General features: G+C 43.2%; 12 protein-coding genes. 3 read left to right on the top strand and 9 right to left on the bottom strand.

Annotated features, from left to right (window positions below; genetic code table 11):
* Window positions 1–53: 53 nt before the first annotated feature.
* The 8 genes from ACR32F_RS14395 to ACR32F_RS14360 all read right to left on the bottom strand — a co-directional run bounded on the left by ACR32F_RS14395 (window position 54) and on the right by ACR32F_RS14360 (window position 7,621).
* Complete coding sequence (locus ACR32F_RS14395) at window positions 54–1,052, bottom strand: NADP-dependent oxidoreductase (protein WP_440119352.1); 999 nt, start codon at window positions 1,050–1,052, stop codon at window positions 54–56.
* A gap of 107 nt (window positions 1,053–1,159) precedes the next feature.
* On the bottom strand, window positions 1,160–2,230 hold the full coding sequence (locus ACR32F_RS14390) for an alkene reductase (RefSeq protein ID WP_440119351.1): 1,071 nt from the start codon (window positions 2,228–2,230) through the stop codon (window positions 1,160–1,162).
* Between the two features lie 48 nt (window positions 2,231–2,278).
* Complete coding sequence (locus ACR32F_RS14385; protein ID WP_440119350.1) at window positions 2,279–3,031, bottom strand: SDR family NAD(P)-dependent oxidoreductase; 753 nt, start codon at window positions 3,029–3,031, stop codon at window positions 2,279–2,281.
* Window positions 3,032–3,359: 328 nt separating this feature from the next.
* Window positions 3,360–3,932, bottom strand: a complete 573-nt coding sequence (locus ACR32F_RS14380) for a TetR/AcrR family transcriptional regulator (RefSeq protein ID WP_440119854.1) — start codon at window positions 3,930–3,932, stop codon at window positions 3,360–3,362.
* A gap of 167 nt (window positions 3,933–4,099) precedes the next feature.
* Window positions 4,100–5,083: a collagen-like protein gene (locus tag ACR32F_RS14375; RefSeq protein WP_440119349.1), complete on the bottom strand. Its 984-nt coding sequence runs from the start codon at window positions 5,081–5,083 to the stop codon at window positions 4,100–4,102.
* Window positions 5,084–5,751: 668 nt separating this feature from the next.
* Complete coding sequence (locus ACR32F_RS14370; RefSeq protein ID WP_440119348.1) at window positions 5,752–5,892, bottom strand: hypothetical protein; 141 nt, start codon at window positions 5,890–5,892, stop codon at window positions 5,752–5,754.
* Window positions 5,893–6,000: 108 nt separating this feature from the next.
* Entirely contained in the window at window positions 6,001–7,233 is a 1,233-nt protein-coding gene (locus tag ACR32F_RS14365; protein WP_440119347.1) for an exo-alpha-sialidase, read from the bottom strand.
* Window positions 7,234–7,252: 19 nt separating this feature from the next.
* A complete protein-coding gene (locus tag ACR32F_RS14360) occupies window positions 7,253–7,621 on the bottom strand; it encodes a hypothetical protein (RefSeq protein ID WP_440119346.1) in 369 nt (122 codons plus the stop codon).
* Between the two features lie 259 nt (window positions 7,622–7,880).
* Between ACR32F_RS14360 and ACR32F_RS14355 the strand changes: the two genes are divergently transcribed.
* Complete coding sequence (locus tag ACR32F_RS14355) at window positions 7,881–8,303, top strand: hypothetical protein (RefSeq protein ID WP_440119345.1); 423 nt, start codon at window positions 7,881–7,883, stop codon at window positions 8,301–8,303.
* Window positions 8,304–8,407: 104 nt separating this feature from the next.
* Here the strand turns inward: ACR32F_RS14355 and ACR32F_RS14350 are convergent, their stop codons facing one another.
* On the bottom strand, window positions 8,408–9,454 hold the full coding sequence (locus ACR32F_RS14350) for a phosphotransferase enzyme family protein (RefSeq protein WP_440119344.1): 1,047 nt from the start codon (window positions 9,452–9,454) through the stop codon (window positions 8,408–8,410).
* A 526-nt stretch (window positions 9,455–9,980) separates the two neighbouring features.
* On the opposite strand from ACR32F_RS14350, the gene ACR32F_RS14345 reads away from it, so the two are divergent.
* Together ACR32F_RS14345 and ACR32F_RS14340 are read left to right on the top strand one after the other, a co-directional pair.
* Window positions 9,981–10,406 carry a MarR family winged helix-turn-helix transcriptional regulator gene (locus ACR32F_RS14345; protein ID WP_440119343.1) on the top strand — a complete coding sequence of 142 codons (426 nt, stop codon included), beginning with the start codon at window positions 9,981–9,983 and terminating at the stop codon, window positions 10,404–10,406.
* Window positions 10,407–10,522: 116 nt separating this feature from the next.
* Window positions 10,523–11,911 (top strand): MFS transporter, encoded by a 1,389-nt coding sequence (locus tag ACR32F_RS14340; protein ID WP_440119342.1) that lies wholly within the window; start codon window positions 10,523–10,525, stop codon window positions 11,909–11,911.
* Window positions 11,912–11,953: the final 42 nt, after the last annotated feature.

Genomic DNA, 11,953 nt, shown 5'->3' with positions numbered 1-11,953 from the left:
AAGAAAAACGATTCTCAGAACACGCGAGCAACCTCACTTAACTTGCTAGCTATCTAGAAGGTCACTATCACTTTGCCCTGGGAGTGACCCGTCGACACTTGGATTAACGCCTTGTTAATGTCAGCAAACGTATACGTTGAATCTATAGAAGGCTTGATATTTTCTCTTTCAACAAGTGTAGTGATTTCTTGTAATTGACTTCCACTGTCTTTAACAAATAAAAAACGATATTCATTTTGATTCTTACGCGCTAAAGAATCCAGACGAGCACCCACCAGACCAAACAATGCTTTTTTCCACATCGGAAAATCGTTGTCCACCGCAAAGCGATAGTTAGGTCCAGCTTTCAATGATACCAATTTCCCGTGTGGTTTTAAAATGCCCAGTTCAGCTTTGATCTCTGCAGCACCCAATGTGTCGATTACATAATCGATATCAGACAGCATATCAGAATAATTCTCAGCCTTATAATTAATGAATTGATCAGCCCCGATCGACATTGTACGTGCTCTGCCTCTTTCACTACCACTTGTAATAACAGTTAAACCGATTGATTTGGCAATGGGGATTGCCATAGCGCCAAACCCTCCGGTTCCTCCAGGAATGAATAGCTTTTTATTCGGCTGGGCGCGGAGTACATCATGCAATGCTTGATAGGCAGTCAACGCAGTGAGGGGTACTGCAGCAGCTTCAATAAAAGAAAGATTTTCAGGCATGATGGATAAAGCATCTTCATTCACGGCCGCATATTCTGCAAAAGCCCCGATTTTATTAAGCGGCAACCTCGTATATACAGGGTCACCCACTTTAAAATTCAAAACATCATCACCAACGGCTTCAATAATTCCAGATAGTTCATTTCCTAAAGTTAAGGGTAACTTATAGTCGGCAATCATCCGAACACTGCCGTTCATATTCATAATATCCAATGGATTTACACCCGCAGCTTTTACTTTGACAAGCACCTCGTGGCTATTGATCTGTGGTATGTCAACATCATTCAATTCAACTTGGATTTTTTTGGAGTATTTCTGTATTTGTGCTGCCCTCATGTTCCATCCTCTTCCTTTACTACATATTGAACATCTTAAGACTAAAAACATGGCGTACAATTTCAGTTGTACGCCACGTTCAATATTTATGTTTATTATAGCCTCTCTTACGATCCTGATTCTGCCATCGTAGGATAATCCGTATACCCTTTACTTCCCAGACCAAAGAATGTTGTCGGATCTGCTTCATTTAGTGGCGCACCTTTTTGAAGTCGCTCCACTAAATCCGGATTGGCTAAAGACCATACACCAACAGGAACCAGATCAGCGAGACCATGATCAATATCCACACTGAGATCCTCCAGAGCTCTTCCAGCCCGATTGACCAACAATGGATTCTGCCAGATGGAACGAATGTCTTGGAGCAGGTTTTCATCTCCAAGATGCATGACATGAAGGTAAACTAAATTCAATTGAGCTAATTCTTTTACAAGGTAGCGATAAAGGTCAGGACCTTGTTCACCATCTTGGATTCCACCAAGAGGTGTCCCTGGCGAAATACGGAAGCCTGTTCGTTCCGCTCCAATTTCTTCGACGATGGCTTTCGTTACTTCGATCGCAAAGCGAGCACGATTTTCTATAGATCCTCCATACTCATCTGTACGTGTATTCGAATTTTCTCCGAAGAATTGATTAATCAGATACCCATTGGCTCCATGAATTTCGACACCATCCGCACCTGCTTTAATAGCTGCTGCTGCTGCTTTTCCGAAATCGGCAATAGTCGTTTGAATATCCTCTTTACTTAACTCCCTCGGAATGGGGATGTCTTGCATCCCTGTAGCGGTGAACATCTCTACACCAGGTGCGATTTCAGATGGCGCAACAGGTTGACGATGATGAGGTGTATTGTCAGGATGTGACATGCGACCAGCATGCATTAATTGAATATACATATATCCACCAGCTTCATGCACTGCATCCGTAACCTTTTTCCATCCTTCAATATGCTCATCTGTATAAATACCAGGTGACCATAAGTAACCTTGCCCATCATCAGAAGGTTGCGTACCTTCCGTAATAAGGAGTCCCATGGATGCACGCTGAGCATAATAAAGTGCGGCCAACTCTCCAGGTGTACCATCTTCTTGTGCTCGACTACGCGTCATTGGTGCCATTGCTAGTCGATGGGGCAATTCCATGTTGCCGATTTTCGTTTTACTCCATAACTTTTCCAATTGAATTCACTCCTTTGTTGATGTATTTCACAGCTATGTGAATTGAATTTAAAATTCTGAAATAACTGGATAGATTGGACCTCTCAGATTGAAAGTATAGTCCTGGTCTACAATCCCTACCACTTCGTTGCTATCATACAGATCCATCATGAAGCCTGCCATTTCTTTGGCCGTGTGGTACTTAGGCATGTTTGCTTTGTAATCAAAAGCTTCAGCATCTAATGATTTTTGCACAAATTCCGTTTCCGTTATAGCTGGTGCCAGGACCTTTGCTTTTAGTTTTGCACCTTTCAATTCCAGTTCTTTGGCAAGACCTTCTGTGAAGGCACTAACGTAATATTTAGATGCAGAATATGCAACACTGCCCACAGCAATGGCATATCCGAGTGCGGATGAGACGTTAATTAACTGAGTTCCTTCGACATCTGCATAATCTCGCACATAAAGTGTAGAAAGGATGGTCAGGGATTCAATGTTAACTCGTAACATCGTTTCAACTTTATCTAATTTCTGTTCTGCTACGAATGAACCTTCACCAAGCCCTGCATTGTTAATCCAGGTCTCAATTTGGTATTCCTTCAGATTGTTATACAGTGTGTAGGCCTGATCTGCAACAGACAGGTCACTTGTCTGAACAATAACTTGTACTTTAGGATCCAATTCCTGAATGGTTGATTTAAGCTCTTCTAATTTATCTAATCTTCTAGCTACCAAAATTAAGTTCTTGCCTCGTGTAGCAAACGCCAATGCTGTCTCATATCCAATCCCTGAACTTGCACCTGTAATAACTGTATATTTCATAATAATCTCTCCTTCATAATCATGCTGATTAGTGTACATGAACTTTCAAAATTATTTTAGAACGATCGTTCTATATAGTGTAAAAAAAACCAGTTAGATCTAACTTGCTATTACTATATCATTTTTAGAACGTTCGGTAAAGAATTATTTTTTTGTCTGTTAATATTGTTTTTGGAAGCTACATTCCCTACACTCCTTGACTTGCTTCAGCATAGGATAGCATGGACACAAGCTCCTGCTTCCCGTAGAAAGGCAAGAACTTGTATCTCAGAAGCAAACAAACTTCCATTTAGATGACCTCTTTGCCCGTTATGTTGTAATTACACTTTTAATCTAAGGCGGACAGTGTCATGTCAATGATATTCTTTAATTTTTGCTGATCCGTTGTTGTCTTAATCAAGGTACGTAACCCCAGCCACGCATTCATTAAATAATGAGAAATAACTACTGGGTCTAAGTCAGCCTTAATCTCACCCGTTTGTTGACCCTCCTGAACAAGGCTAGTCAAGAATTCCTCCGTTCGCGAATAACTCTCATCAACCAAGGATGCAACTTCAGGATCCAGCACGCCCAGTTCCACGCCTGAATTCACGAGAAAACACCCTAGAGGTTCCCCTTCATTTCTTACTGTAGACTCAAACAAGTCCCGAATTAATTCCTTGATCGGCTTTTGCTTTTCAACCAAAATTTTTATTTTATTGGTCTGCTTCACTTCATATCGTTCCAGAGCTTTCATAAACAAGGCATGTTTATCTCCGAACGTATCATAGATACTTCTTCGGTGAATACCCATAAATCCTACCAAATCTTGCATTGAAGTCTTCTCATACCCTTGTGTCCAGAACAGGTTTATTGCTTTATCTAATACTTCATTAACTTCAAATTCTTTTGATCTTGCCATCATCATCACCTCGAATAATCATTATACATTTAAGTGAACGATCGGCAAACTGTGAATAAATAATTGAGCAACCGATCGTCTATATTCATCACCACCCTAATGATAAGAGACGAGCTTGATCAGCCCGCCTTATGAATCATTAATTATTATATTGTTCTGGTTGTTTATTAGGCCAATTGCGTAATAACCAAATGTGCCGAAACTGGTCGTGTTCCTCCTGCGAGGGGTGTAATAGTCAGTGCAGTGGAATTCCCTGCGGGATTTCGAACAGTCAGTATAGAGTTAATAACAGTCGTTTGTACTAAAGCCATTTCTACAATTTGAGACGTTCCAGTTGCCCGTCCGACTACCGTGGGGGCTAAGTCAGCACCATTGAGGGTTAGAATGAGTTGACCGGCTTCATCGACACTAACTTGAAACAATACCTGGTACGTGCCTATCGCTGCCAAATTGAATGAACTTGGTCCCGTGCGCGCAATCGTCGTTCCGCTTGTAGGTCCATCTTGCGGAAAACTGACGTCCGTGCCTGGAGCAACCGTCGCCGCATTATCAGGAGGCATTAACGCAAAAAAATCAGCAAATCCCAGTACGCTTCCCGCTGTACCTGTAGCACCGGTAGCTCCCGTGGCACCCGCTGGGCCTGCTGCTCCTGCTGCTCCAGCTGCACCTGTGGCTCCCGCCGGGCCTGCCGCTCCAGCTGCACCCGCCGCACCGGTGGCTCCCGCCGGGCCTGCCGCTCCAGCTGCACCCGCCGCACCGGTGGCTCCCGCCGGGCCTGCTGCTCCAACTGGACCAGTTGCTCCGGGAAATCCTTGTGGTCCTATGGCTCCGGCTGGACCTGGCACGCCTTGAGGACCTTGTGGTCCTACCAACCCCTGTGCCCCTGGGATACCCTGTGCCCCCATCGGTCCCGCTGGGCCTGCTTCACCTTGAGGACCTGCCGCTCCAGCTGGTCCTGGTTGGCCCTGAGGTCCTTGGGGTCCTGGAGGACCTCCAGCTGGCCCTTGTGGTCCGGGCGGTCCTTGAACTCCTGCTACGCCTTGTTTCCCTTGAGCCCCTTGTATCCCTTGGGGGCCGACTGGACCAACAACGGTTGGCGTAGTTACATTCACTTCAGGTGGTGGACATTTTACCTGAACTATCTTTTTCATTAACTTCACTCTGCGTTCTTTTTTTTTCACTCTAGAAGGACATACAGTTACATTTTTTTTCTTATGAGATTTTTTTTCATTTGAATAACTCAATACGTACACCTCCCTATAATCATAGTTCAGTGTACGTAGATAGTTGGTTTCGGGCATGGACGTACAACTATCTTTTCTATGTTACAACCTATTTTCTATGATAAAAGGGCTAGTGACATGGTAGAGCAACCTTATAGAATCATCTAACTGCCCAGTCTGTTTCCTTGGATTTGTCATCAAGGATATCAAAATATGTAGGATTCGTGGAATGGTGGTCGAAGGAGCAACCGTCACAAACTAGCCCTGCTGGCTGCTCCTTATTTCCTGCGAGAGCTGTGGCTACTTCATCATTCGTTTCAACTCTTTATACAGCTTGCGATGAATGCAAGCAACTAATCTGGGTAACCAATATAGCACGCTAATAACGATTATAGTCAGCGCCGTTATCCCAACACCCGTACGAGTCGTTAAAGTTTCTTTATAAAGAATGAAACCCATTAGAACAAGGTATATCATCGCGGCCAACCCCATGCCAATCTTAGAAAACCGCTTCATCATAATCACCCCTTCGTTCAACCAGATAAGTCCATCTTACCAGATGTTTCATTTCTCTTGTTTACTTAAAGAGATTAGACTCATTCGCTCACTTGTAATGCTTGACCTTTTTGTGCAACGTTCTGTTTTAACTTGGTTGCATATGTTCTCACTTCAGCAGCAAGTGAATCTTGTTCAGCGGTAATGACCAAAGGCTCGGACAGGTGTTGTAGATTTAACATAATATCTCACACAATAAGTCCATGATTTGAAATACCCCATTGCTCATTTTTGAGCAATGGGGTATTTCGGTTCCCTCGTATCTTTCGTAACCTTATGCTTGGATTATATTAAGTGCCAAAATAGACGTCCAGTTTTCCTGTGGGCGGTGTGGTTGCCATCCAGACTGCAGCCAGATTATCCGGAGCAAAGGTTGCAGCGGTAATATAATCCCCAATGAGCACAGTAGGCATCGGGGAAATTCCGTTTGGATTAAAGGAGGTCGTCGTCAGACGACGATTCGTGAAGCTTATTCCCCCATTAAAAGATTCAGCAACAAACACATCCAGAAGAAACCCGTTGATTCGGTTCGTATAATAAATCACCCGAATCGTTCCAGCGAATGGCGACACGGTTATGGATGGGAAAAAGTTCTGTGTACCTGGCACTGCGCCCGTAATGCTGACAGGGTCTGACCAAAGAAGACCATCAGGAGATTCACTGAACAATATATCAGTATATCCAGCACGGGCATCATTCCACACCGCATACACGGTCCCGCTGTTAGGCCCAATCGATATATCGGCCCCCAGACTTAAGTTGGTTTGCACTCGAAAAGCATAATTGGGAACGGGTAATGGCGAAGGTGCGGGCACAACAGATGAGATGAACGTAGACTGTCGCTCAACGGATGGCAAATAAGTGATTCCCCCATCGTACGATATTCTTAATAGTGCAGAAGGACTGGCGGGGCCTGTAATAATATATCCGGCATATACTTGACCAGAGAATCCCACAGCCAATGCTGCCCGGTCATGTATTCCTCGGGGGTTCGACTGTCGATCAGGGGGTTCCCAGGTTAATCCCTGAGTGAGGGACCTTTGAGTAAATATGGCAGAAGAAGTTGTAGCGAGCGGAGTATAGCCAACATATGCATGACCTCTATAAGGACTACCTGGAGAACGGTCTACGGCAATATAAGGCTCATCATTATGAACAATTGTACCATAACCCGCTTGCACGATGACTGGTGGTTGCCAGGTTACTCCGTCATCAAAAGAGGTATAACTTGCGATGGTACCGTCATTTATTCCATTAAATAGGTGTACAGTCACGATAAAGGTACTTGGAAATGTGTAGTCTATCGTAGGTGCTTCTGCTCCTGCGTACCCTGCCGGTTGAGGAAGTACCGTTGTGGACCAAGTATTGCCACCATCAATAGAGCGATAAAATCCGGTCAATGTTGGTCCAGTACTAGTGTCCACGGCTACAACACACATGATATTGGGATTCAGGGTATTAACGGCAATGGAAGGTTCAAACTGATTACCTCCTAATGCTCCCGTAATATTAACAACTGCCAATCCGCTCACCGCCATTCCTTTAAGGGATATTTGTGAATCGGTCTATTAATGACATTTCTGACTGAAGAACACGTTGTATGATCTGGCCCGTTGAATCAACACCATATACATCAATAACCGTACTTGTGGCACTGAAATAGTCACTTTGAACCTCGTAAAAAGCTGCATTGATAAGTGGATATATTAAAGATCTTGTCGCTTGAGGCAGTAATTCAAACAGATCATGACCTATGGGTGTTCGTGTGGATTGTGTGGTATCCCATCTAAAAACCTCTAGCTCAATATTAACAGGCGCATTAAGAGAATCATTTATAAAAGTAACGATAATTTGCGTAGCCCGATCTACACCAGTGGTGGGATTATAAATCAAACCTGTCGTATATGGCAAAAAGTTCACTCTCCTCTCTTAAGAAAACTTTCTACCTTTTGGATACATTTTATATTATGTTATCATCTCGCTCTTTGATACGGCTAAAGGACAGTATAAAAAATGCGAAAAACCTGCTACATCAGCAGGTTTTCATGCTTGTGGAACAAATAGAAGGTAAGACCTATAAGAATGCATGCTTATTCCTACCTGCCCAAGTCCATGCGAAACTTATAAACTATGAATATACTATTCTATCTCAACCAAGGGGGAATGTAGTTTGACTCAATTTCTTGATGCACGAGTATCCCAGAATGCCAGCTTGTTCAATTCCATTGCCATCCCGATACCATTTATTAACACACCTCAGTTATTTGGCCAGATTGGTCTTCTAACCGCAGGAGCTGGAGCAAATCCTAGAGCCCAGCTAAAAGGAACCATTACTGTCCAATTACCGTTAGCTCTTTTTCAAGTCATTATTACCATTGTTAGAGGTACCGTTGCAACCGACCCTCTAGTTTACTCAGCAACCACCACATTTGGTTTGAGTGTGCTAGCGCCTCAAGTCATTACGTTCTCTGCAAATGACTTTAATCCGCCGATCTCGCCACAAATAACCTACTCTGCATTCATCAGCACAAACTTGCTGGGAACTGTTCGCGTAGGTCCTGAGAATTTTGATGGATTTATCGTTTCGGATTAAAAGCAACTTCCAAGGCTGTAAATTAGAAAAAACCGCTCTAATGGTCATACACCTGACCAAGCGGCTTTTTTCGTGCTCTAGCTTTTTAGCGCTGAAAAATGGTCTTAATTTCTTATCTCTCCTCTAGCTGACCTATCCATTTCTACCGTTTCGATCACCTTGAACAGAAATGGAGCATCCATTAAATATTCTCTTAGGTACGCCTGAGCGTATTCTTGTTCTTCCATCAACCTGGGTGTTTCTCTTGGATCTGAGGCGTGATGGCAGTAATTCTCGATCATGAACATGATGAAGAAACATTCCAGATACCGCTCATAACCTTTTTCCAATTTTCTTAAACTCTCATAGCCTTTGATAAATTCCCATCGTTGTTTTGGATTTAACCCTAAAAGGGTGCCAGCCATATCGTAAAGAAAATAGCCGTACCCACATCTGCCAAAATCAATCGGAAAGGGTCGATTCCCCCTGAATACAATGTTGCCCGTATGCAAATCGGCATGAATGATTCCGTGGTTCTTTTCGTTCACATCCATTCCAGCGAGTTCGGACAAAATCTTCTCAGCTGCGGTCTGGTACACCTTCCATGCCTGAGTGGATAGAAAACGTGTATAATAGCGTTCCAGCTTAGACATCTCACGTCTAAAATTGTCTGCTGCCCATAAGGGGCGAACAAAATCAGAAGGCGGGATGAAACACGAAGCTGCTTCATGAAGTCTCCCCATCATCGCGCCCATATGATAAGCACAACTTTCCGTCAATTCTCCTGTTATATGTTCTCCTTCTACCCACTTCATCATCGTAACGTAGGGCCGTTTATAACCCTCTTCTGTATTGATCTCCAATACATAAGAGCCATTACAGCTTGCCACTCCATCTGGTACATGAAGATCATCCAACTTGTTCAATGCTTGGAGCAACGTTAGTTCTGAGCGAATTTCCTCTTTGCTCAATCGATGTGAATGAATACGAAGCAAATAACACCCCGTCGTTTTTGTCTCTATTTTATACGTTATCGTATCTGACAGTTGAATAAATTGAATGCGTTCCCACGCAAGTTCATACTGTTGCAAAGCAGATAACGCAACCTTCCTCGCTCGAGCTAGCAAAGCCAGCCTATTTTCATCCGTATCATTCTGAAAAAAATCTTTCATATGTTGTTCTCCTCCTAAACATACATAATGAGCCTATTAGGAATTATACGGATCGATAGATTATATGAATATATAATAAACAAGTAGTAATGATTCATTACATAAGGTGCACAAACTTCAGTGGACTGGTAGAAGCTGGTGTCGATATGTCTTCCTTCTATGGAACATGATCGGCTCCAGATCCTATGCTCATGTTGTTGGTATTTGGTTATTTGCTCATATTCCGAATATTCGATGAGGTACGTATGGCTTCTCTAAACTTGCGATTTTAAATCTTCGTTGCAATAACAACCTTATCCAGACGAGCGAGATCTTTCAGAGCACGCCCAACGATTTCTGCACTCCTTTAACCTATTTGGGATATACACTTGTCCTTAATCTTTCCTGAGCCCCTCTGCGTCGGCACAGATGCTTAGAATAGCGGCGTTGTTTTTCACTCAAATAAATTCATGATTGACACAAAAAAGAGGTCGAATTATAATGGTCCCAACAACTATAGTTATGACGATTATTTAGGAGGACAACCTTGGAATTAGAAAAATATATCGGTGTTAATGTACAGCGCGCGGCACTTAAACTGAATAATTACTATCAAAAGGTAGTCAATCCGTTTGACATCACAGTGGATCAGTGGGAAATACTAATCGTACTATGGGAAAAAGAAGGGATTACTCAAAAAGAACTTGCCGAGAGACTGCACAAGGACCAGACTAACGTTGCACGAATGCTGTTTAAGCTGGAAAAGAAGGAATTTATTTATCGTGTGGTTCATGAAACGGATAGAAGGTCTTTGCGTGTTTATTTAACTCCTAAAGGACGAGATATTAAAGATGAAATTCTTGCTCCTTCCAATGATGCATATAATAAAACCATCCAGGGGTTATCCAAAGAGGAAGTTGAGATGTTTAGAAGGATTCTTACTGTAATGTATAACAACGTAAAAGATCTATAGTCCAAAGAGGAGTCTCTCTCCTCTTTAAAGGGGAGAATAACTTTTCTGGTCATATACTTGCTGCAGCAACTATGATCAAGACTATTAAAAACTTATTCTAAAGGGAGAGTTGTAAGATGGAAATATCAGCAAAAGAAGTAGGGGTTTTCGACGCCAAGTACAGAGCATTGACCATTGGGATTATTCTTGCTGTAACTACCGTTGCGTTTGAAGGTTTAGCAGTTATTACGATTGCTCCAAGCCTGGCTCAAAAATTGAATGGGCTCCATTTGTACGGCTGGATATTCAGCTCTTTTCTTTTGGCACAAATCCTTGGAACGATGATCATAGGGGCGCGGATCAATAAAAACGGCGTATTTGCATCGTTTGGCATATCGATACTGTTTTTTGTAATCGGCATCGTGATTGCGGCTACTTCCGTGAACATGATTACCCTAATTATAGGGAGAGTGTTTCAAGGTTTTGGTGGAGGCGGTATCATTACGTGTGTGTATTACAGCATTACTTTAGGTTATCCCGATAAGCTGAGAACGAAAATACTTGCTTTGTTTTCCGGCGCATATATTTTACCTGCACTAATTGGCCCTTATATTGCCGGGCTTATAGCGGAGCATATATCCTGGAGAGTTGTTTTTTGGCTTGTGCTTCCCTTCATTGGTTTGGCTGTCATGCTGACGCTTCCCGCTTTCCGCAAATTTACAGTTAGAGTGAATACCCCTTCCAAGAATAACCGAAAAGAAGGTTTTGCAGTCCTACTGACTATTGGAACGGGAATGTTGCTGGCTGGGCTAGGCTTTATAACCGATTGGAAAGGAATTGTACTTTCGGTAGCAGGATTGCTTATCATGATTCAGCCTTTGCGAAAGCTGTTGCCTGAGGGCACCTTAAGTGCCAGAAGAGGTTTACCCGCTACGATTGCTTCAAGAGGATTCTTTGTTGCTAGTTATAATGCGACCGAGAGCTATGTTGTCCTGGCTTTGACAGATGTGAAAAAGCTTCCTGCAGATATGGCGGGATTAATTGTAGCCGCAGGTGCATTAAGCTGGTCAGCGGCAGCTTGGCTTCAGTCAAAGTTTGATGCTAAAGACCATGGGATGGGCCGAAAGAAACGGGTAACGGTTGGTATTGGATTTATGATCATTGGCGTTGCTGCGGTCATTCTCGCTGTTGGCCTCCCCGAAGGAGGGATCGTATTTGCAGTGATTTCACAGCTTTTCACTGGATTTGGCATCGGTTTGGCACATCCTACGACCGGAGCGATTGCACTGCAGCACACGAAAACAGGTGAAGAAGGAGAGATATCCGCCAGCCTTCAGTTTACAGATGCATTTAGTCCGGGGGTAAGCATTGGAATCGGCGGAGCCCTCATTGCCGTTAGTCAATCACTAAATTTGGGGTTGTTGACGGGGATTATATTGGCTCTGTCTCTTCAATTGCTTTTCGTTCTCTTGAGCTTTACGATTTCCTTTCGTATCAAGCAGGCAAGCGCCTCGGAGGGGAACTGATTCCGTCCTGAATTCCGAAAATTGAATATTCCCTACATCGAC

The sequence above is a fragment of the Paenibacillus hebaui genome (genome assembly GCF_051934385.1).
Classification (GTDB): domain Bacteria; phylum Bacillota; class Bacilli; order Paenibacillales; family Paenibacillaceae; genus Paenibacillus.
The sequence above is the reverse complement of the archived record's forward strand: the minus strand, read 5'-3'. Positions and strand labels throughout refer to the sequence as shown.